Origin of the sequence: Pseudomonas sp. EA_65y_Pfl2_P74, from assembly GCF_963970575.1 — a bacterium.
In the GTDB taxonomy this organism is placed as follows: domain Bacteria; phylum Pseudomonadota; class Gammaproteobacteria; order Pseudomonadales; family Pseudomonadaceae; genus Aquipseudomonas; species Aquipseudomonas baetica_A.
The window spans coordinates 35,131-55,082 of sequence record NZ_CAXAOQ010000009.1 but is presented as its reverse complement, the minus strand read 5'-3'; the positions used below and the strand labels follow the sequence as shown (position 1 = coordinate 55,082).

Sequence of the window (19,952 nt, the reverse complement as noted above, 5' to 3'; positions counted from 1 at the left end):
GGGCCAACCTTACAAAGTCTTTACTCGTTTTTCTGCTGCGCGGGGAATATATCGCCCACTTTCAGGAAGATTTTTGGCAGAGGCGTGGAAAAAGCGTGGGGATGTAGGTGAAGGCTGACGCTGGCAATGGCCAACGTCAGCGGTACGGCAATTACTTCAACGCAGCGAAGGCGCGTTCGGCAGCGTCCAGCGTCAGTTTTAACTCGGCTTCGCCATGGGCGATCGACGTGAAGCCGGCTTCGAATGCGCTCGGCGCCAGATACACGCCGCCCTCCAGCATCAGGTGGAAGAAGCGACCGAACAGTGCAGCGTCGCTAGCCATCACGTCTTCAAAGGTGACGATGGCGTCGGCGCCGCTGAAGTACAGGCCGAACATGCCGCCCGCCTGGGTGGTCACGAATGGAATGCCAGCGGCATCGGCGCGTTGTTGCAGACCGTCGAGCAGACGCGTGGTGTAGTCGGTCAGCTCGGCGTGGAAACCCGGACGGCTGATCAGGCGCAGGGTGGTCAAGCCAGCGGCCATGGCCAGAGGATTGCCCGACAAGGTGCCGGCCTGATACACCGGGCCCAGTGGCGCGATGCGCTCCATGATTTCACGTTTGCCACCGAAGCAGCCGACCGGCATGCCGCCGCCAATGATCTTGCCGAACGTGGTCAGGTCGGGATTGACGCCGTAGTACGCCTGAGCACCGCCGAGGGCGACGCGGAAACCGGTCATCACTTCGTCGAAAATCAGCACCACGCCATGTTTGTCGCACAGCGAGCGCAAGCCTTCGAGGAACCCCGGTGCTGGCGGCACGCAGTTCATGTTGCCGGCCACGGGCTCGACGATGATGCAGGCCACTTCCTGGCCGACTTCAGCGAGCATCTTTTCAACGGCGTCAATGTCGTTGAAGGGCAGGGTCAGGGTGTGTTTGGCGAACGCCGCCGGCACACCGGCCGAACTTGGCACGCCTTGGGTCAGTGCGCCGGAACCGGCCTTGACCAGCAGGCTGTCGGAGTGACCGTGGTAGCAGCCTTCGAACTTGATGATGCTGTCACGACCGGTGTAACCGCGAGCCAGGCGGATGGCGCTCATGGTCGCTTCGGTGCCGGAACTGACCATGCGCACCATGTCCATCGACGGCACCAGCGAGCAGACCAGGTCGGCCATCTCGGTTTCCATCGCGGTTGGCGCACCGTAGGACAGGCCGTGTTGCAGTTGATTGCGCACGGCGTCGAGCACGTCTGGATGGCTGTGGCCAAGGATCATCGGGCCCCACGAACCGACGTAATCGACATAACGCTTGTCGTCTTCGTCGGTAACGTAGGCGCCTTCGGCGTGCTTGAAGAACAGCGGTGTGCCGCCCACGCTCTTGAACGCACGAACTGGCGAATTGACGCCACCGGGAATGTGTTTCTGGGCGTTGGCAAACAGGGTTTCGGAACGAGACATGATCGGGCTCTCAATCTTCAGGATTTGAACAGTTCGTTGAACGCGCGAGCGCGGCGGGTCACTTCGGCGGTGCTTTCAGCGCCGAACAGGCCGTGGACGACGGCCAGCAGGTCGACACCATGGGCCACCAGCGGCGCGGCGTTGTCGAGGGTGATGCCGCCGATCGCGCAGATCGGCAAATGCAGTTGGCGACGGGCGTCATCGAGCAGATCGAGGCTGCAAGTCGGTGCGCCGGGTTTGGTGTTGGAGTTGAAGAAGCGGCCGAAGGCGACGTAGCTCGCGCCTTCTTTGGCGGCTTGTTCGGCCAGTTCGATCTGCGCGTGGCAGGTCGAGCCGATGATCGCTTTCGAGCCGAGCAGAGCGCGGGTCGGTGACAGTGGGCCGTCGGTCTGGCCCAAGTGCACGCCAACGTTGAGGCGCGCAGCCAGTTCGGCGTCATCGTTGATGATCAACTGCGTTTTGTAGCGCTCACACAGATCACGCAGCGCTTCGGCCTCACGCAGACGGCGGGCCTCATCGTTGCTCTTGTCGCGGTATTGCAGCAGGGTGACGCCGCCTTCCAGCGCCGCCTCCACGTAAGACAGAAACTTCCCGGCCAGCAATTGGCTGTCGGTAATGGCATACAGGCCACGTAGTTTCATCAGGCAGACCTCACGACGTTACGAGCAGAAATCCAGCGGCAGACGACGCGGCACGAACTGGCCTTTGCCCAGTTGTTCGGCGTCGCGCAGGGTGCGCCAGGTGTAATCCAGTGCACTGCGCACAGCGCTGGCGAGGTTTTCGCCCTGAGCCAGGCGACCGGCCAGAGCGCTGGCGAGGGTGCAACCGGAACCGTGATAGCTACCCGGCAGACGCTGGCAATAAAAGGTTTCACGCAGGCCGTCGCGGCTGTACAGGCGATTGTGGATTTCAGTTTCGTCGCCGTGGCCGCCGGTGATCAGCAGGTTTTTGACGAACGGCAAGAGTTTTTCAGCGCACTCGTCGGCAGTGCCTTCGGGCAGTTCAGCGAGGATTCGGGCTTCGGGAAGGTTGGGGGTGGCAATGATCGACAGCGGCAGCAGACGTTCGCGCATCGCATAGCCGACCTCGTCCTTGCCCAGACGTCCGCCGCCGCCGGCGCGCAGCACCGGGTCGCAGACCACAGGCAAGTGCGGATGCGCTGAAAGCAGTTCGACGACGGTGTCGACCATTTCCAGCGAACCGAGCATGCCCAGTTTGACCGCAGCGACGTCGGAGTCGTTGAGCACGGCATTGGCCTGGGCCAACACCCACTCGCGGTCGAGGACGCGGAAGTCAGTGACGTTGACGGTGTCTTGCACGGTCAGGGCGGTGACGGCCGGAGCCGCATGGCAACCCTGCGCGAGCAGGGCTTCGATATCTGCCTGCAAGCCGGCGCCACCACTGGGGTCGTGGCCGGAGAGACAGAGGACAACGGGGCGTGAGCTGTAGATATTCATGGTGCGCGAGCTTACCACCAAACCTGATTTTCCGGTTCAGTGCCGTTGTGTCCTGCCGATAGCCCGGGCATAGAACCCCGACCGTATTGTCACAACTTGACCGGCTCAACAGCTCTAGCTCGCTGCTTTGCTCTGAAACGCCCGTTCTAGAGCCTTTGTGGGAAAAATTTCGATGGTGCTCAATGGCCATCAACGGCTATGCTAGGCTGGATCCAAACCAATAACAGGTAATACCGGTTTTACGTCTACTCAAAGGGAATGGGGGGGCTTCCTGACACAACCGGACGAGCCACGCTGGGGCTTCAATGCGCTATTTGCTGATGTTGCTGTTCTGCTTGCCCCTCATGGCGAGCGCCGTCGAATTCGACGAGTTTACCCAGAGCCTCCCTCTGGGCCGGTCACTGCAAGTGTTCGAAGATCCGGGCGGTCAGGCGAGCATTGCCGATGTCCGCGCGCAGGCTGCAGCCGGCCATTTCAAACCCAACGACAAAGCCACGCTCAACGCCGGGTACTCGCGTTCGGCGTTCTGGCTGAAAATCGACCTGCATTACCGTCCTAATAATCCGACCGCACAACGCACCTGGTTGCTGGAACTGGCTTATCCGCCACTCGACCATCTCGACCTGTATCTGCCCGATGCCAAGGGCGACTACCGCCTGGTGCGTCAGACCGGCGATGCGCTGCCGTTTGCCAGCCGCGAGATTCGTCAGAACAGTTATCTGTTTGACCTCGCCTTCAAACCCGATCAGCAACAAACCGTGTTCCTGCGCCTGGCCAGTGAAGGCTCGATCCAGGCACCCGTGACATTATGGTCGAGCACCGCGTACCTTGAAGACCAGCCAGTGCGCCTGTATGTGCTGGGCGTCATTTATGGTGTGTTGCTGGGGATGCTGGTCTACAACCTGTTCATCTACCTCAGTGTGCGCGACACCAGTTACCTCTATTACATCTTCTACATTGCCTCGTTCGGTCTTTATCAACTGTCGGTGAACGGCGCCGCCGTCGAGTATTTCTGGCCGAACAATCCGTGGTGGGCCAACGCTTCCACCCCCTTCTTTATCGGTTGCGCCGGCCTGTTCGGCAGCCAGTTCGCCCGCAGCTTCTTGCAGACCAAAAACCACAGTCGTTGGCTTGATCGCCTGCTGATCGCCCTGATCGCGTTCGGTGCATTGGTGGTCGGGTTGTCGCTGATGACCAGTTACGCCCTGGCCCTGCGGCTGGCGACGACCCTGGCGTTGACCTTTACCGTGGTGATTTTCGCGGCGGGGATTCTCGCCTGGTGGCGCGGCTTGCGCGTGGCGCGGTACTTCATCATTGCCTGGTCGGCGTTCCTGCTGGGCGGCGTCATCAATACGCTGATGGTGCTGGGCTTGCTGCCGAACGTATTCCTGACCATGTACGCCAGCCAGATCGGCTCGGCCATCGAAGTGGCGCTGTTGTCGCTGGCACTGGCGGATCGCATCAACGCCATGCGCGAGCAGCAGGCGCAAACGCTGTACGACGCCGGTCAGAAACTTGAAGTGCTCAACCAGCAACTGGCCCACAGCAACAAGCTCAAGGATGAATTCCTTGCGACCCTGACCCATGAACTGCGCACGCCGATGAACGGTGTGATCGGCTCGCTGGAACTGATGCAGACCGTCGACCTTGACCCCGAGCTTGAGCAATACCAGCAGACCGCCGCCGGTTCTGCCCGGGACATGATGCGCATGGTCAACGGCATCCTTACCCTCACCGAATTGCAGGCCGGCAAGCTCAAGGCCACCCCTGGCAGTTTCAGCCTGCGCGGTGTGGTTGAAGCATTGCGTGTGCAGTTCGACGGTAATGCCGCGAGCAAGTCGCTGGACTTCAAGGTCGATGTTCTGCCGACCCTGCCGGACCGCCTGCACGGTGACAGCGCGAAACTGGCCCAATGCCTGGAATGCCTGCTGGACAACGCCCTCAAGTTCACCCGCGTTGGCGGGCTGGCGCTGCGCGTGACCGGCAAGCCGTCGACGGACAATCGTCTGGCGTTGTCGTTTGCGGTGATCGACACCGGCATCGGCTTCACCGATCTGGGCGAGGCGACGCTGTATCAGCGTTTCTTCCAGCTCGACGGTTCGATGACCCGCGAATATGGCGGATTGGGCGTGGGTCTGGCGATCTGTCGGCAATTGGTCGAGTTGCTCGGCGGCACGCTCACCCACCGTTCTGAACCCGGAAGTGGCAGTCGCTTCCAGTTGGATGTCGAGTTCGAGTTGCCGGTGGTCGAGCCTGCCCTTGCCCCCACGCCTTTGCGCGATTGCATCCGCGCACCGCAGGACTGCACGGTGATGTTGGTGGATGACAACAGCGTCAATCAACTGGTGATGCGCGGGATGTTGCTCAAGCTCGGTTTTCGCGTGCGTACCGCCGACAACGTTGCAGTGGCGCTGGACTTGTTGCAGCGTGAAACCTTCGACGCGGTGCTGATCGATTGCCAACTGCCCAGCCACGAAGGTGTTTCGCTATGCTGCCAGATTCACGCTTTGCCTGGCTGTGCCCATCTGCCGGTATTCATGTTGGCGTTGAGCGCTGATCGAGAGCCTTGTGCCACGGACGCGTCGATTGATTACCTCAACAAACCGGTGAAATTCGAAGATCTGCAGTCGGCGCTGGAGCGATGGGTATTGTGCTGCTGACAGGGTAAAAGCGCCGCCAGTTCGGCGGCTATGACACTTTGTTCGACGATGGGCCGGTGCTTAACTGGTGTCTCTGGCTGATCCCAAGGAGCCCCGTCATGAACCTGCATCAGTTCGCCGAAACCCACGAAGTCACCAATCAGCCACCGTCGCTGGACGGCACCAACCTCTACCGCATCGACCTGCCATTGCAGGAGTGGTCGCGGCGGTTCGGTGCCGGTTGGGCCGAGTCGCGGATCGATGCCTACGGTGAACTGGCCGGCGGCCCGTTGATGGAAGCCGGGTTCCTCGCCAATCAGAACAAACCGGTGTTCGCCAGCCATGACCGCTACGGTCATCGCATCGATCTGGTGGAATTCCATCCCGCTTATCACGAACTGATGCGTACCGCGATCGAGCATGGCCTGACTTCGTCGCCGTGGACTCATCCACAGGACGGTGCCCATGTCGCCCGCGCCTCGATGAGTTATCTGCACAGCCAGGCCGAGGCCGGCAGCGGGTGCCCGTTGACCATGACCTTCGCCAGTGTGCCGGCCCTGCGCTTGCAACCCAACCTGGCCGAGCAATGGCTGCCGAAAGTCCTTGCCACCCAATACGATCCGCGCAATGTCGGCATGGCGCACAAGGCCGGTGTCACCCTCGGCATGGCCATGACTGAAAAACAGGGCGGCACCGATGTGCGGGCCAACACCACCAAGGCTTATCCGGTCGGCGGCAGTGGGCCGGGGCAGGCGTATGAACTGGTCGGGCACAAGTGGTTCTGCTCGGCGCCGATGTGCGATGCGTTTCTCACGCTGGCGCAGACCGACAAGGGCTTGAGCTGTTTCCTGCTGCCACGCCATCGCCCGGACGACACGCGCAATCAGTTCTATATCCAGCGCCTGAAAAACAAACTCGGCAATCAGTCCAATGCCTCCAGCGAAGTGGAATTTCGCGGCGCGTTGGCGTGGATGATCGGCGAAGAAGGGCGTGGTGTGCCGACCATCATCGAAATGGTGGCGATGACGCGCTTTGATTGCATGGTCGGCTCCAGCGCCTTGATGCGTCAGGCCCTGACTCAGGCCAGCCATCACTGCGCGCACCGTAAGGTCGGCGGCAAACTGCTCAGCGAGCAACCGTTGATGCAGAACGTGCTGGCCGATCTGGCCCTTGAAAGTGAAGCCGCATTGGCCTTGAGCCTGCGCATGGGCCGTGCGCTGGATCATCTGGACGATCGCCACGAAGCGCAATTCGCCCGGCTGGTGACGGCGGTGGGCAAATACTGGATCTGCAAACGCGCCCCGGCAATGATCAACGAGGCGGCCGAGTGCATGGGCGGCGCGGGGTATGTCGAAGACAGCATCCTGCCGCGCCTGTACCGCGAGGCGCCGGTCAACTCGACGTGGGAAGGCTCGGGCAACGTGCAGTGCCTCGACGTGCTGCGCGCCTTGTCGAAAGAGCCGGGCGTGCTGGATGTGTTGTTCCATGAATTGGGTGACGGCCATGGTGACAAACGCCTGGCTGCGCATATTCAGCAGTTGCAGGCGCAGTTCAAGGACACCGGCGATATTCAGTATCGGGCGCGGCAGTTGACCGAGGACATTGCGCTGGGGCTTCAGGCCAAGCTGTTGCTGGAGGCGGGGAATGCGGCGGTGAGCGATGCGTTTATTGCCAGTCGGTTGGGTGGCAATGGCAGGGTCTACGGCGCGCTACCGCGAGGCCTCGATGTCGAAGCCATTGTCGCCCGCTCGACCCCGCAAGGTTTCTGAGACACTACAAATCCCACAGGGGATCTTCTTTGTTTGAAAGATTGAGGTACAGCCACAACGCCACTGTTCCCGTCGCGCCACGATGCAGGCAAGATGAAGCTCTGCAAGTCAGAACACAGGAAGCTGATCGTGACCGAAGCGTTTATTGTTGTTCAAACCGCTGAACAAGCCGTGGATCGTCTGGCCCAGCTGCATGAGCGGGCCACTACTGCGCTGAATTCGGCGCTCAAGCGTTACCTCAAGGATCGCGTCGAGCCCGACGCCGAGCAGCGTGCTCTTTTTCGTTATCCCGAACTGCGTCTGACCTACCACTGCCATGGCGAAGTCCCGCAGACCACCCGCGCTTACGCCAAAGTACAGCTGCCGGGCACCTACAGCGTGACCGTCACCCACCCGGCGGCGTTTCGCAAATACCTGCTCGAACAACTGACGCCGTTGATGCACGATTTCACCGTGACCGTGGAAGTCGGCGTCAGTCAGCAAAATATTCCGTATCCGTACGTGGTCGAACAGGGCGATGAACTCGCCGGTTCCGGCGTGACGGCGGCAGTGCTGGCGCGGGTGTTCCCCAGTACCGACCTGTCGGCCGCCACCGATGGCATCGCCGACGGTCTCTACGATTGGGAAAACACCGACCCCCTGCCGCTGGCGTTGTTTGATGCGGCGCGCGTCGACTTTTCGCTGCGTCGTTTGGTGCACTACACCGGCAGCGACTGGCGCCATGTACAGCCGTGGATTCTGCTGACCAACTATCACCGCTACGTCGACCAGTTCATCGTCCATGGTCTGGAGCAGTTGCGCAGCGATCCGCGTTTCGTGCGCATGGTGCTGCCGGGCAACGTGATCATCGACAAGAGCATGGATCACGGCGAAGCGTCGGCGATTGCCGCGGGTGTGGTCTGGCACCGTTATCAGATGCCGGCCTATCACCTGATCGCCAGTGATGGTCATGGTGTGACGCTGGTGAATATCGGCGTCGGTCCGTCCAATGCCAAGAACATCACTGACCACTTGGCCGTGTTGCGTCCGCATTGCTGGCTGATGATCGGTCACTGCGGAGGGCTGCGTCAGTCGCAAACCATCGGCGACTACGTGTTGGCCCACGCTTACATGCGTCGCGACGGGATTCTCGACCGGGTGGTGCCGCCGAACATTCCGATCCCGGCGCTGGCCGAAGTACAGCTCGCGCTTCAGCAAGCGGCAGCCAATATCACCGGTGAGAAAGGTGAAGAGCTGAAAAAGCGCCTGCGCACCGGCACCGTGCTGACTTACGACGACCGTAACTGGGAGTTGCGCTGGGCGCAGGAGCGTCCGTTGATCAATCTGTCCCGCGCCGTGGCGGTGGACATGGAAAGCGGCACCATCGCAGCGCAGGGTTATCGCCTGCGGGTGCCGTACGGCACGTTGTTGTGCGTGTCGGACAAACCGCTGCACAGCGAGATCAAACTGCCGGGCTCGGCCAATGCGTTCTACGAGCGTGCGGTCAGCCAGCACTTGAAAATCGGCATCGAAGCGGTGGACCTGCTGCGCACCGAACTCAACTCGCTGCACTCGCGCAAACTGCGCAGCTTCGACGAACCGCCGTTCCGTTAACGGTTTGTCGTGGTCATTTGGCGGTCAGGGCACTAGCATTAGCAGCCCTGACCGTTAGATGTTCTTTTCGCCATGTCCCGTCCCCCGCGTCCACCTTCCCGCCGCCCTGGCGCGAAGCCTCAGTCTTCCTCCCCGCGCCGTATTGCCAAGGCGCCGCCGGCCGAGCCGAAGCTGATCCTGTTCAACAAACCCTTCGATGTGCTGACGCAGTTCAGCGATGAAGGAGGGCGGGCGACACTCAAGGATTTCATCGATGTGCCTGGCATCTATCCGGCCGGGCGCCTGGATCGTGACAGCGAAGGCTTGCTGCTGCTGACCAATGACGGCCAGTTGCAGGCGCGGATCGCCGACCCCAAGCACAAACTGGCCAAGACCTATTGGGTGCAAGTCGAGGGTGAGCCAAGTGCTGAGCAATTGCAGCGCCTGCGCGATGGGGTCGAACTCAACGACGGCCCGACCTTGCCTGCCGAGGCGCGGCAACTGGACGAACCCGCGTTGTGGCCACGCAACCCGCCCGTACGCTTTCGCAAAAGCGTGCCCACGAGTTGGCTGGAGTTGGTGATTCGTGAAGGGCGCAACCGTCAGGTTCGGCGCATGACCGCGGCGGTAGGACTGCCGACGTTGCGACTGGTGCGGGTCAGAATTGGCGACTGGACGATCGAGGGGCTCGATCAAGGCCAGTGGAAGGAAGTGCCGGCGCGGTTATAGAGCGCCGGATTCGATCAGGCCAATTACTACGCTCTTGATGACGAACGCGGCCACGCCCAGGCCGAGCACGAAGAACAGAATGAACGAGCCGAAACGTCCGGCCTTGGACTTCTTCGCCAGATCCCAGACGATGAAACCCATGAAAATGATCAGGATGCTGACGAGGCCCGTCATCATCCATTCTTCGAATACGGCTGGATCCATTGGGTATCTCCGGCGTGGGCGCGGCTGAAAGGGCTTGGCGATTATACGCCGAGGGTGGCTGAAGCCGCATTGACCTGCGTCGGTGTGCCGCAGTCGTTGATGACCTGTTCCGGCCTCTTCGCGAGCAAGCCCGCTCTCACAGGGGAATGCACTCCAGAATGTGGGCGCGGGCTTGCTCGCGAAGGCGATCTCAACTACGCAAATGAGTCAGCGGCAGTTCAGTGCTATTGAGCACCTGGTTCAGCACAAAGCTGGAGCGCACACTGGTCACCCCTTCAATCCGCGTCAGGTGCCCCAGCAGCAGTTTCTGATAGTGATCCATGTCCGGCACCACCACCTTCAACTGATAGTCGGCATCCACGCCCGTCACCAGACTGCACTCCAGCACCTGCGGCAATGTGCGAATCGCCGCTTCGAAGTTCTCGAAACGCTCCGGCGTGTGCCGGTCCATGCCGATCAGTACATACGCGGTCAGACTCAGGCCGAGCATCTTGCGATCCAACAGGGCGACCTGACGTGAGATATAGCCGTCGTCTTCCAGTTGTTTGACCCGGCGCGAGCAGGGCGACGGTGACAAACCGATACGTTCGGCCAGTTCCTGGTTGGAGATGCGGGCGTCGCGCTGCAGTTCCGCCAAAATGCTCAGGTCGTAACGGTCGAGTTTGCTCATGAATCAGGCCTTTGTCATAACTATTGCGGTGGATTATCTATCCAGGGTTAAAAATTGCGCAAGTGATGTTTATTTGAGCAATATTCGCAATCCTCTGTCGCCGGCTCAGGCCTATTCTTATCACCAGAATCACTGCTCGGTAACACAGTCCACAGCGGCCCGCCTATCAGGCCCGCCGCGGCCGCCACCCCCACCGGGGTTGTGCCGGCCCCCGAGCTGCACACTGTCCAGAAGACGGCGTGAGGTGAGCCGACGTCAAAAGCGTCGAGCCAGGACGAAGTTCTCTAGAAGGGAGGCCGACGGGTCTCCCTTTTTTCTTGCCTGCGATTTTTTGCCTTCGCCCACACGCGACTCAATAAATAAGTTTCGTGACTGATAACCTGTTGCAGAACCCGGTGTGTACATTCCCGGTCTTAGTTACACGCCCTGAACCCGCAGTGAGGAATAGCATGAAGTCGCGCATCTGGCGTCTGGCCGGTGTTGGTTTGCTGTGTGTGAGTGTCAGTGCGCAAGTGCTGGCCGATGACCCGGAAAGCCGCGCCCCCAATGGTGGTGGCCGCGGGCCGGATCATCAGGGCAATAATCGGGGGCATGGCGGCAACAATCAGCCGCGTGCGCAGAACAACGAGATCATTCGTGGCGACAACAGTCGCCAGTTCGAACACAACGGCCAGCCGCACGACGAGGGTCAGTGGCAGACACACAATCGTGCGCAAAATCAGCCGAATCCGGTTCATCAGCCTTCACCACCGCCAGGCAACAGTCTGCCGATCCAGCCACGTCCCGACACCGTGCGCCAGACTCAGGAGCCGCGCCAGGGCTACTACCGCGACGAGCGTCCGCAAAACGGCTACAACAACCCGCATTGGCAGAACGGCAACCGGCCCAACGACAATCGCTGGCCGGGGCGTCCGCAAGGGCATGGCAATGGTTGGGGCCCAGGCCCGCAGTACCGGCCGGGGCATGTGATCGACCGCTTCCCGGATCGCGACTATCGCGTGCCGTATCGAGGCCAGGATTACTTTTATTCCGGCGGCTACTGGTATCGCCCGCAGGGCCCACGCTACATCGTCGTGCAACCGCCGCGCGGGATCCGCATCCAGTATTTGCCGGATTACGCCCGTGAAGTATGGATCGGCGGCGCGCTGCTGTTCCTCGCCGCCGGTTCTTACTACGCCTATCAGGAAGCGACGCAGGATTACGTGGTGGTCGAGCCGCCGGTTCAGCCGCCGCAGCCACAATCGCAAGGTTATGACGTCGAGGCGTATCCGGCCAACGGTCAGTCGCCGGAACAGGTCCAGCAGGATGGCTATCAGTGCTATCAGTACGCGGTGCAGCAAAGCGGTTTCGATCCGCGCACCGCGACTTATCAACCGGCGCCCGAGGTGGTGCAGGCTTACCGTCAGGCGCAGGGCAACTGCCTGAGCAGTCGCGGTTACCAGGTGTCTTACTGAATCCGGGTTTGCACCCGTTCAGTCTTGACCACCTCCTGCGGGTCGGCGTGCACCAGCACTTCGGCCCTTGGGTAGGCTTTGTGAATCGCATCCGCCGCTTGATCGCTGATGCTGTGAGCGACTGACAGGGTCAATTCCCCCGGCAATTCCAGGTGCAACTGCACGAACCAGTGGTGGCCGGAAATCCGCGTGCGCAAGTCATGCGCGCCCAACACCCCCGGCACGCTGCAGGCCAGGTCGAGCATGTGCTGGCTGACATCTGTCGGCAGTTCTTCGTCCATCAACACCGAAAAACTTTCCCGTCCGATCTGGATCGCGCTCCACAAGATGTAAGCCGCAATCCCGAGGCCAAACCACGCGTCGAGTTGAGAAAATCCCAAACCGGCCAGCACCAGCGCAAGCAGGATGCTGCCGTTGAGCAATAGATCTGAGCGGTAATGCAACGAGTCGGCGCGCACGGCGTTGGAGCCGGTCTGCTTGATCACCCGATGCTGCAAAATCAGCAAGGCGACCGTCAGCACCAGGGAGAAAATGATCACGCCAATGCTGATCCACGGCGCCCCAAGCGGTTCCGGCTGCTTGATGCGTTCATAGGCTTGAAAGGCAATCAATACCGCACTGCCACCGATGAACAATGCCTGCGCCATGCCGGCCAGTGATTCGGCCTTGCCGTGGCCGTAACGGTGGTCGTCATCCGCCGGGCGTAATGCGTAATGCACCGCCAGCAAATTAATCAACGAAGCAATGCCATCGAGTGCCGAGTCGGTGAGGCCAGCGAGCATGCTCACCGAGCCGCTCAGCCACCAGGCGATGGCTTTGGCGATGATCAGCGTACAAGCCACCGCCACCGAGGCGCGGGTTGCCAGGCGCAGCAGGCGGGCGTGTTCGGGACTGGATGTCATGGTGCAGTTATTCCTTATGCGGCAGGTTGCAGGCCAAACATCGCCAGTTGTTGCGTGCTGCCTTTGTGCTGGATCAGGCGTGGGTCATCCAGAGCCTTGTTTATTTCAACGGCAGCACTGCCCAGCTCGCTTTGGAGAATAGCCTGCAACTTGTGGTTATCGACCTGACCGTCCGGGCCGATGGCTTGCTTGAGCTTGGCCGGGTCGATCTGCGCGGTGTGGCCCGGTTCGAAATAGATCGCCCCGGTGGCGAAGTCGACGGCAAACGCGATCAGCCCGGGAATGACGTAGAACAGCAGGCCCACGGCGTCGAGCACGGCAATCGCCGGATCGATCTTGCCGTCGATCTGGCCGCGACGATCGGGGTAGAAAATCGAACCGCACGCGGTGATTTGAGTGAGCAGGGTGGCGACCAGTACACCGCCGATCAGGCGAAAAGGTAAGCGCATGGGATATCTCCTGAGTCATTTGTAAACGAAGCGTCGTCGAGTGACGTTAAGACCCTGACAAACGCCCGGCAGTTCGCCGTTATACTCGCGCCTCTGTTTGGGAGCCAGCATGATTTCTTTGCCGATCGACGAAGTTTTACCCGCATTGCGTGACGCGTTGGCGACACGCCACGACGCGGTGCTCGAAGCGCCGCCCGGCGCCGGTAAAACCACCCGCGTGCCGTTGGCCTTGCTCAACGAAGCGTGGCTGAGCGGGCAAACCATTCTGATGCTTGAGCCGCGCCGCTTGGCCGCGCGCGCCGCTGCTGAGCGATTGGCCAGCGAACTGGGCGAGAAGGTCGGTGAAACCGTCGGTTATCGCATCCGCCTCGACAGCAAGGTCGGCCCCAACACACGCATTGAAGTGGTCACTGAAGGCATTCTCACTCGCCGCTTGCAGGACGACCCGGCGCTGGAAGGCGTGGGTCTGCTGATTTTCGATGAATTCCACGAGCGCAGCCTCGACGCCGATCTGGCGCTGGCCCTGAGTTTGAACGGTCGTGAGCTGTTTCGAGCTGAACAGCCGCTGAAAATTTTGCTGATGTCGGCCACGCTGGAAGGCGAGCGTCTGGCCGGGTTGCTCGACGACGCACCGATCCTGCGCAGTGAAGGGCGCATGTATCCAGTGACGATGCGCTGGGGGCGGCCGTTTCAGCCCGGCGAATACATCGATCAGCGCGTGACGCAGACCGTGCTCGAAGCCCTTAACGATGAAACCGGCAGCCTGTTGGTGTTCCTCCCGGGGCAGGCGGAAATTCGCCGTGTGCATCAGCAATTGAGCGATGCCATTGGCGAGCGCCAAGACGTCTTGCTCTGCCCGCTGCACGGCGAACTTGACCTCAATGCCCAACGCGCCGCCATCGATCCGGCGCCGGCCGGGCAGCGCAAAGTGGTGCTGGCGACCAACATCGCCGAGACCAGTCTGACCATCAACGGCGTGCGCGTGGTGATCGACGCCGGGTTGGCGCGGGTGCCGCGTTTCGATCCGGGCAGCGGCATGACGCGGCTCGACACTCAGCGCATCTCCAAGGCCAGCGCCACGCAGCGTGCGGGTCGGGCGGGACGCTTGGAGTCGGGTGTTTGTTATCGGTTGTGGTCGCAGGATCAGCACGAACAACTGGCGGCATACGGCAGCGCGGAAATTCTCTCAGCGGATCTGGCCAGCCTGGCGCTGCAACTGGGGCGCTGGGGCGTTACGCCGGGCGAACTGGTCTGGCTCGACGTGCCACCGGCGGCGGCTTATGCACAGGCGCAGGATCTGCTGCAGCGACTCGGCGCTTTGGAAGGGCAGGCTCTGACTTCGCACGGTCAGGCCATGGCCGAGTTGCCGGCGCATCCGCGTATCGGCCATTTGTTGCTGCGCGGGCGAGCGTTGGGCTTGGCAAACATGGCCTGCGATGTCGCCGCGTTGCTTGGCGAGCGCGATATCTTGCGCGGTGCCGGGGCGGATCTGCACAGCCGCCTGGTGCTGCTGTCCGGCGAAGAACGTGCGGCTCGTGGCGCGCAGGGCGGTGTGCAACGTGCACGGCAACTGGCGCGGCAATATCGTGGTTACCTGCGGGGCAAGGCGAGCGAGCCGGTCAGCGACCCTGATCACCCACGCTGGCTCGGCGCACTGCTGGCCTTGGCCTACCCGGACCGCGTCGCCCAACAACGACGTGCCGGTGGCGCCGAATACCGCTTGGCCAACGGTCGCGCCGCGCTGTTCGCCGAAGCGGACAGCTTGATGAAAGAGCCGTGGATTGTCATTGCCGACCTCGGCAGCCGTCAGGGCCAGCGCGAGGAACGGATTTATCTGGCAGCGGATTTCGATCCGGCGCTGTTCGACTCAGTGCTCGCCGAACAAGTGCGCAACGTCGATCAACTCGACTGGGACGAGCGCGAAGGCGTGCTGCGCGCCGAGCGTCAGCGCAAGGTCGGCGAGTTGATCCTCAGCCGCGAACCGCTAACCGGTCTCGATGAAGCCGCCCGCAGTCAGGCGCTGGTCAATCTGGTGCGACGCAAGGGGCTGGAACTGCTGCCGTGGACACCGGAGCTGCGCCAGTGGCAGGCCCGTGTTGCGTTGTTACGGCAACTTGATCTGAACACTCAGGACGAAAGCCAATGGCCGGATGTCAGCGACGCGACGCTGTTGAAAACTCTTGAAGACTGGCTGATGCCGTATCTGGGCAAGGTCTCGCGGCTCAGTCATTTTGCCAACCTCGATCTGTCCAGCATCGTCCGCAATCTACTGCCATGGCCGCTGCCGCAACGGCTGGATGAGCAGGCGCCGCATCACATCAGCGTGCCTTCAGGGTCATCGATTCGTCTGGATTACAGCGAGCATCCGCCGATTCTGGCGGTGCGTTTGCAGGAGCTGTTTGGCTTGGCCGAGACGCCAAGGATTGCCGGCGGGCGGCAGGTGGTCAAGTTGCACCTGCTGTCCCCGGCACGACGACCGGTGCAGGTGACGCAGGATCTGGCCAACTTCTGGCGCAGCACGTATGCCGAGGTCAAGAAGGATTTGAAAGGTCGGTATCCCAAGCATTATTGGCCAGATGATCCGTTGGTGGCTGAAGCCACGGCACGGGCGAAGCCCCGGGGGACCTGATCCGGGGCTGTGCCAATGCAAGGCGCCGATTCAGGGGCTAACAGCGGCCCTTGACGAATTCACGTCTCCCCGGCCCCATACTTACTCCCTGGCGATTCATATTGAAGTGCGCGCAGGGCGCGCAAGCATCGCATTGAAAATACGCTGCCCATAGAGGCCAACGGCCAGGCCGACCACGATCAGCATCACCGTCAGCACCTTGCTCGCTGGCACGCTCTCGTGGAAGATCAGCACCGAACCGAGCATGCCGAAAATCGGCACCAGCAACGACAGTGGCGCGACGGTCGAAACCGGGTAGGTTTTGAGCAGCGAGTTCCAGATCCAGTAGGCGAACAGTGTGTTCGGGTAGACCTGAAACAGGATCGACAGCACGGCGGTCGTATCGACCTGATTGACGAACGAGGTGAAGCCGGCGCTGCCGTTCACCGTGTAGTCGAGAGCGAACAACGGGATCGGTGCAAAGGCGCTGGACCAGACCAGAAACCCGAAGACTTCCAGGGTGCTGGCCTTCTTGTTGATGATGTTGGCGACACTCCATGACACCGCGCCCACCAGCACCAGCAGCACGCCGGGCAGACTGACCGAGCCATCGCTGATCATGATGATGCACAACAATCCGCCAAGTGCGATCAGCATGCCCAGTACCTGAAATCGGGTCAGCGCTTCCTTGAACACCCAGCCGCCCAACAGAATCGTGAAAAACGCGCTCAATTGCAGCACCAGCGAAGCGATGCCCGCCGAAAGCCCGGCCTTGATACCCAGGTTGACGATGCCCCACAAGCCGATGCCGAACACCAGTCCGTAACCGATGATGTAGCGCCATGGCACATTCGGTTTGCGGATGAAAAAGATCGCCGGTAATGCACAAAGGCTGAAGCGGATACCCGCCAGAATAAAAGGATCTACGGTCGCCAATCCCAGCTTGATGACCGAGAAGTTGACCCCCCAGATTGCGGTGATCAGTACAGCCAATACGACGTGCAGTGGTTTCATTACAGGTACGCCTTCAGGTAGTCAGACAATTACGGGAGGTCAGCTCCAGAGATAACCAGTACAACAGCGCTATCCCACTGAAGGCCGCGCCCAGCAGGCAAACCGCGCCCCAGCCAAAATGGGCGTAAGTGTAGGTGGCCGTAATAGCGCCGATGCCGCTGCCCACGGAGTAGAAGCACATGTAGGCCCCCACCAGTCGGCTTTGCGCGTCGGGCCGCGCGGCGAAGATCAGGCTTTGGTTGGTCACATGCACCGCTTGCACGGCAAAGTCGAGCAGTACCACACCTACGACCATCGCCAGCAATGAGCTTTCAACAAACGCGGTGGGCAGCCAGGACAGGGTCAATAGCACCAGCGCAATCCCTGTCGTGCGATTGCCCAGGCCCTGATCGGCCATTCGCCCGGCCCTTGCGGCGGCCAGCGCGCCCGCTACCCCGGCCAGACCGAACAAGCCTGTCTGGGTGTGCGACAGTGACAGTGGTGGTGCGCTTAGCGGCAATACCATGGCGGTCCACAGCACGCTGAATGCAGCGAATATCAGCAGGGCAAAGGTGCCCCTGACGCGTAGCGTCCGTTCGGTGAGATACAACTGGAACACTGAGCGCAACAACTGCACGTAACTGTCTTTGGCCGGTGGCGTGTTCGATGTCGGCAGCGTGCGGTACAGCACCAGCGCCATGCCGATCATCAAGGCTGCCGAGACGAAGTAGACGCCTCTCCATCCGGCCAGATCGGCCACCGCGCCAGACACAAAGCGCGCCAGCAGAATGCCCAACACTACGCCACTGGTCACCGTGCCAATCGCTTCACCACGTTGCTCGGGGCTGGCGAGTGTGGCCACGTAGGCGACCACCACCTGCACGACCACTGCCATCAGGCCGACCAGCACCATTGCGCCGAGTAACATGCCCCAACTCTGCGCCAGCCCAACCGCACACAACGACACGGCCGACAGCAGCATCTGCGTCAGAATCAGCCGCTTGCGATTGAGCAGATCGCCCAACGGGACGATGAACAACAGGCCCACTGCATAACCGGCCTGAGTCGCCGTGACCACTACACCAATAGTGTCGGGCGACACTGACAGGCTGGCGCCCATCGACTCCAGCAGCGGTTGTGCGAAGTAGACATTGGCCACGGCCATGGCGCAGGTAATCGCGAAGAGAAACGTCTGTTGACGACTTAAACCACGGGCAGTTGTGCGTCCATCAGGGGCTGGAGCAGTAACGGCGTCGGCTGTCTTTTCGGCGTTGACGTCGCTTTTCGAGGGCCTTAGGAGGTTCAACGTCATCATTCCATCCTTGGGAATAACAGGTTTCAAAACAAAACCGATGCGTTGATTTTTATCGAAACGGGTTTTAATCTGCAACTGGTTTTTCACGCAATATTTTCTTCTGCCGTTAGAACTGTTCTAACGCGCACGATCTCGCAAAAATTGGAGTCTCATGGCCAGACAGTTGCTACTGGCACAAAGCGAATGCCCGGTGGCCCGCACGCTTGAGGCTATTGGCGATCGTTGGGTGTTGATGATCATCCGCGACGCTTTCGATGACGTGCGTCGCTTCAGTGAATTCCAGAAACGTCTGGGCCTAGCTAAAAATATCCTCTCGGCGAAGCTCAAGAGGTTGGTCGAACTGGGCGTGTTTGAGGTGCAGCCGGCATCCGATGGCACCGCTTACAAAGAGTACGTGCTGACCGAGATGGGACGTTCGGTGTTCCCCATCGTGATCAGCATGCGCCAGTGGGGCGAGGACTTCCTGTTCAGCAAGGGCGAGAGTTATTCGGTGTTGCTGGACAACGAGCACTCGGAGCCGGTCGAGACCATTACGGTGCGCTCCAAAGCTGGCGAGTTGCTGGGCCCGGCGGATTGCCATCGGCGTGTGGTCAAGCGCCGCAGCTGATTGTGGCCATGCTGCGTTTTTAAGGCGCAGCCGGCAGCAGGAACCGCGCAATCACCGGCAAATGATCGGAAATGCGCAGCGTGTCGTCCTGACGCACCATCGCTTCCACCCGTTTGATCTTCGGGCTGTAGAACAGATAGTCGACCGTGCGATCCGGGCCGTTGAGGCCGGGGTCGTTGGGGTAGTGGGTCAGCCATTGCGCGCGGTCGATGCCGCTGGCTTCGCTGTTGGTCGGGATCATCGGGTACTTGTCCCACAGCAGATGCAGCTCGCTGTCGGCGGAGTAGGGCGTGCGCTGCTCGGCGGGCAAACGACGATATTGGCCCAGCGGCAACAGGTTGAAGTCGCCACCGATCAGCCACGGCAGGCCCTGACTTTCATACTTGTCGAGCACCTTGGCCACGGCCGTCACTTGCGCATGCAACGTGTCGTCCGGTCGGTGGGCGCGTTCCAGATGGGTATTGAATACGGTCAGTTGCCCGCCATCGCTGAGCGGCAGTTTGGTCGCGAGCAGGGCGTCTTTGGGCTGGAACTGGCGGCTGATGAAATTGCTTGGGGCCACCGGTAATTGCAGGCGTTCGGCATGTTCGATGCGATAGCGGCTCAGCGTCGCCAGTTGCCGGCCAACGCTGCCATAGATATGGGGCTCAGGGACAAAATCGGCTTTCCAGTCAAAAGCGCTGGCGCTGCACGGGTACAGATCGGCGACCCGCTCCTGCAACAACTTGAGTTGATCCTGATAGTCGCTGGCCTTGGCGCCGTCATCGAGTTCCTGCAACAGCACCAGATCGGGTTGTTCGTCGCGGATTACCCGCGCCACTTCATCGAGGCTGAAGGCCATGTCCTCCAGCGTCGGCGCTTCATCGTTACCCTGGGCCAGGTCATTCCAGAACACATAACGCTTGCCGGCCAGATACTGCACGTTCCAGGTCATGACTTTCAGCGCTTGCCCGGGCACCAGCATGGGCGGTGTGCCGGTGCAACTGACCGGCAGGGTTTCGCGGGCGTCGGGGCGCCAGGTCAGGCCGAAAATCAGCCCGCCGATCAAGATGACGGCGAGCAGAGCGAGCAACAGGGTGTAGCGCAGTAGACGGGTCATGGCTCGGCTTATAGCGTTACAGAAAGTGGCCCCGAGCATACCTGACGGCG

The 19,952-nt window shown here is 61.0% G+C and carries 17 protein-coding genes; 7 read left to right on the top strand and 10 right to left on the bottom strand.

Going from position 1 to position 19,952, the window contains the following annotated elements; all coding sequences use genetic code 11:
* Positions 1-151: 151 nt before the first annotated feature.
* From hemL to AACY18_RS09025, 3 genes are read right to left on the bottom strand one after another with little or no spacing between them, the layout of a single operon-like run.
* On the bottom strand, positions 152-1,435 hold the full coding sequence (hemL, locus tag AACY18_RS09035) for a glutamate-1-semialdehyde 2,1-aminomutase (RefSeq protein ID WP_221730174.1): 1,284 nt from the start codon (positions 1,433-1,435) through the stop codon (positions 152-154).
* A 17-nt stretch (positions 1,436-1,452) separates the two neighbouring features.
* Complete coding sequence (gene thiE, locus AACY18_RS09030) at positions 1,453-2,076, bottom strand: thiamine phosphate synthase (protein ID WP_339464721.1); 624 nt, start codon at positions 2,074-2,076, stop codon at positions 1,453-1,455.
* A gap of 18 nt (positions 2,077-2,094) precedes the next feature.
* The gene (locus AACY18_RS09025) at positions 2,095-2,892 is read right to left on the bottom strand and encodes a hydroxymethylpyrimidine/phosphomethylpyrimidine kinase (RefSeq protein ID WP_339431364.1); all 798 of its coding nucleotides are present in this window, start codon (positions 2,890-2,892) and stop codon (positions 2,095-2,097) included.
* 305 nt (positions 2,893-3,197) lie between these two features.
* Between AACY18_RS09025 and AACY18_RS09020 the strand changes: the two genes are divergently transcribed.
* The 4 genes from AACY18_RS09020 to AACY18_RS09005 all read left to right on the top strand — a co-directional run bounded on the left by AACY18_RS09020 (position 3,198) and on the right by AACY18_RS09005 (position 9,601).
* Entirely contained in the window at positions 3,198-5,552 is a 2,355-nt protein-coding gene (locus tag AACY18_RS09020) for a 7TM diverse intracellular signaling domain-containing protein (RefSeq protein ID WP_339464720.1), read from the top strand.
* Between the two features lie 98 nt (positions 5,553-5,650).
* Positions 5,651-7,300 carry an acyl-CoA dehydrogenase family protein gene (locus tag AACY18_RS09015; RefSeq protein WP_339464719.1) on the top strand — a complete coding sequence of 550 codons (1,650 nt, stop codon included), beginning with the start codon at positions 5,651-5,653 and terminating at the stop codon, positions 7,298-7,300.
* Positions 7,301-7,393: 93 nt separating this feature from the next.
* Positions 7,394-8,893, top strand: a complete 1,500-nt coding sequence (gene amn, locus AACY18_RS09010; RefSeq protein WP_339431367.1) for an AMP nucleosidase — start codon at positions 7,394-7,396, stop codon at positions 8,891-8,893.
* Positions 8,894-9,034: 141 nt separating this feature from the next.
* On the top strand, positions 9,035-9,601 hold the full coding sequence (locus AACY18_RS09005) for a pseudouridine synthase (RefSeq protein WP_221730278.1): 567 nt from the start codon (positions 9,035-9,037) through the stop codon (positions 9,599-9,601).
* On the opposite strand, the gene AACY18_RS09000 is transcribed toward AACY18_RS09005, so the two are convergent.
* Positions 9,596-9,805, bottom strand: a complete 210-nt coding sequence (locus AACY18_RS09000) for a DUF2788 domain-containing protein (RefSeq protein WP_003185724.1) — start codon at positions 9,803-9,805, stop codon at positions 9,596-9,598. The genes AACY18_RS09005 and AACY18_RS09000 overlap by 6 nt on opposite strands.
* Positions 9,806-9,995: 190 nt before the next feature.
* Positions 9,996-10,475 (bottom strand): Lrp/AsnC family transcriptional regulator, encoded by a 480-nt coding sequence (locus AACY18_RS08995; protein ID WP_007909658.1) that lies wholly within the window; start codon positions 10,473-10,475, stop codon positions 9,996-9,998.
* 449 nt (positions 10,476-10,924) lie between these two features.
* Here AACY18_RS08995 and AACY18_RS08990 point away from each other — a divergent pair, with 449 nt between their 5' ends.
* On the top strand, positions 10,925-11,929 hold the full coding sequence (locus tag AACY18_RS08990; RefSeq protein ID WP_339464718.1) for a DUF6515 family protein: 1,005 nt from the start codon (positions 10,925-10,927) through the stop codon (positions 11,927-11,929).
* On the opposite strand, the gene AACY18_RS08985 is transcribed toward AACY18_RS08990, so the two are convergent.
* Complete coding sequence (locus AACY18_RS08985; protein WP_339464717.1) at positions 11,923-12,831, bottom strand: cation diffusion facilitator family transporter; 909 nt, start codon at positions 12,829-12,831, stop codon at positions 11,923-11,925. The two genes, AACY18_RS08990 and AACY18_RS08985, sit on opposite strands and share 7 nt — an antisense overlap.
* 14 nt (positions 12,832-12,845) lie before the next feature.
* Positions 12,846-13,280 carry a polyribonucleotide nucleotidyltransferase gene (locus AACY18_RS08980; protein WP_339464716.1) on the bottom strand — a complete coding sequence of 145 codons (435 nt, stop codon included), beginning with the start codon at positions 13,278-13,280 and terminating at the stop codon, positions 12,846-12,848.
* Between the two features lie 109 nt (positions 13,281-13,389).
* On the opposite strand from AACY18_RS08980, the gene hrpB reads away from it, so the two are divergent.
* Positions 13,390-15,909 (top strand): ATP-dependent helicase HrpB, encoded by a 2,520-nt coding sequence (gene hrpB, locus AACY18_RS08975; RefSeq protein ID WP_339464715.1) that lies wholly within the window; start codon positions 13,390-13,392, stop codon positions 15,907-15,909.
* A 96-nt stretch (positions 15,910-16,005) separates the two neighbouring features.
* Here the strand turns inward: hrpB and AACY18_RS08970 are convergent, their stop codons facing one another.
* Both AACY18_RS08970 and AACY18_RS08965 read right to left on the bottom strand, forming a co-directional pair.
* Positions 16,006-16,902 carry an EamA family transporter gene (locus tag AACY18_RS08970; protein WP_339431372.1) on the bottom strand — a complete coding sequence of 299 codons (897 nt, stop codon included), beginning with the start codon at positions 16,900-16,902 and terminating at the stop codon, positions 16,006-16,008.
* A gap of 13 nt (positions 16,903-16,915) precedes the next feature.
* Positions 16,916-18,193: an MFS transporter gene (locus AACY18_RS08965; protein ID WP_339431373.1), complete on the bottom strand. Its 1,278-nt coding sequence runs from the start codon at positions 18,191-18,193 to the stop codon at positions 16,916-16,918.
* Between the two features lie 154 nt (positions 18,194-18,347).
* Between AACY18_RS08965 and AACY18_RS08960 the strand changes: the two genes are divergently transcribed.
* Positions 18,348-18,803, top strand: a complete 456-nt coding sequence (locus tag AACY18_RS08960) for a winged helix-turn-helix transcriptional regulator (protein WP_221730162.1) — start codon at positions 18,348-18,350, stop codon at positions 18,801-18,803.
* 19 nt (positions 18,804-18,822) lie between these two features.
* Here AACY18_RS08960 and AACY18_RS08955 read toward each other — a convergent pair whose 3' ends face one another.
* The gene (locus AACY18_RS08955; protein WP_339464714.1) at positions 18,823-19,902 is read right to left on the bottom strand and encodes an endonuclease/exonuclease/phosphatase family protein; all 1,080 of its coding nucleotides are present in this window, start codon (positions 19,900-19,902) and stop codon (positions 18,823-18,825) included.
* Positions 19,903-19,952 lie beyond the last annotated feature (50 nt).

What these genes read in the sequence shown, in the direction of transcription:
- AACY18_RS08970 (WP_339431372.1), bottom strand. Translation starts at nt 16,902, where the DNA reads ATGAAACCACTGCACGTCGTATTGGCTGTACTGATCACCGCAATCTGG.
- amn (WP_339431367.1), top strand. Translation starts at nt 7,394, where the DNA reads ATGAAGCTCTGCAAGTCAGAACACAGGAAGCTGATCGTGACCGAAGCG.
- AACY18_RS08980 (WP_339464716.1), bottom strand. Translation starts at nt 13,280, where the DNA reads ATGCGCTTACCTTTTCGCCTGATCGGCGGTGTACTGGTCGCCACCCTG.
- AACY18_RS08965 (WP_339431373.1), bottom strand. Translation starts at nt 18,193, where the DNA reads ATGACGTTGAACCTCCTAAGGCCCTCGAAAAGCGACGTCAACGCCGAA.
- AACY18_RS09000 (WP_003185724.1), bottom strand. Translation starts at nt 9,805, where the DNA reads ATGGATCCAGCCGTATTCGAAGAATGGATGATGACGGGCCTCGTCAGC.
- AACY18_RS08990 (WP_339464718.1), top strand. Translation starts at nt 10,925, where the DNA reads ATGAAGTCGCGCATCTGGCGTCTGGCCGGTGTTGGTTTGCTGTGTGTG.
- AACY18_RS09020 (WP_339464720.1), top strand. Translation starts at nt 3,198, where the DNA reads ATGCGCTATTTGCTGATGTTGCTGTTCTGCTTGCCCCTCATGGCGAGC.
- AACY18_RS08960 (WP_221730162.1), top strand. Translation starts at nt 18,348, where the DNA reads ATGGCCAGACAGTTGCTACTGGCACAAAGCGAATGCCCGGTGGCCCGC.
- thiE (WP_339464721.1), bottom strand. Translation starts at nt 2,076, where the DNA reads ATGAAACTACGTGGCCTGTATGCCATTACCGACAGCCAATTGCTGGCC.
- hemL (WP_221730174.1), bottom strand. Translation starts at nt 1,435, where the DNA reads ATGTCTCGTTCCGAAACCCTGTTTGCCAACGCCCAGAAACACATTCCC.
- AACY18_RS08995 (WP_007909658.1), bottom strand. Translation starts at nt 10,475, where the DNA reads ATGAGCAAACTCGACCGTTACGACCTGAGCATTTTGGCGGAACTGCAG.
- AACY18_RS08985 (WP_339464717.1), bottom strand. Translation starts at nt 12,831, where the DNA reads ATGACATCCAGTCCCGAACACGCCCGCCTGCTGCGCCTGGCAACCCGC.
- AACY18_RS09025 (WP_339431364.1), bottom strand. Translation starts at nt 2,892, where the DNA reads ATGAATATCTACAGCTCACGCCCCGTTGTCCTCTGTCTCTCCGGCCAC.
- hrpB (WP_339464715.1), top strand. Translation starts at nt 13,390, where the DNA reads ATGATTTCTTTGCCGATCGACGAAGTTTTACCCGCATTGCGTGACGCG.
- AACY18_RS08955 (WP_339464714.1), bottom strand. Translation starts at nt 19,902, where the DNA reads ATGACCCGTCTACTGCGCTACACCCTGTTGCTCGCTCTGCTCGCCGTC.
- AACY18_RS09015 (WP_339464719.1), top strand. Translation starts at nt 5,651, where the DNA reads ATGAACCTGCATCAGTTCGCCGAAACCCACGAAGTCACCAATCAGCCA.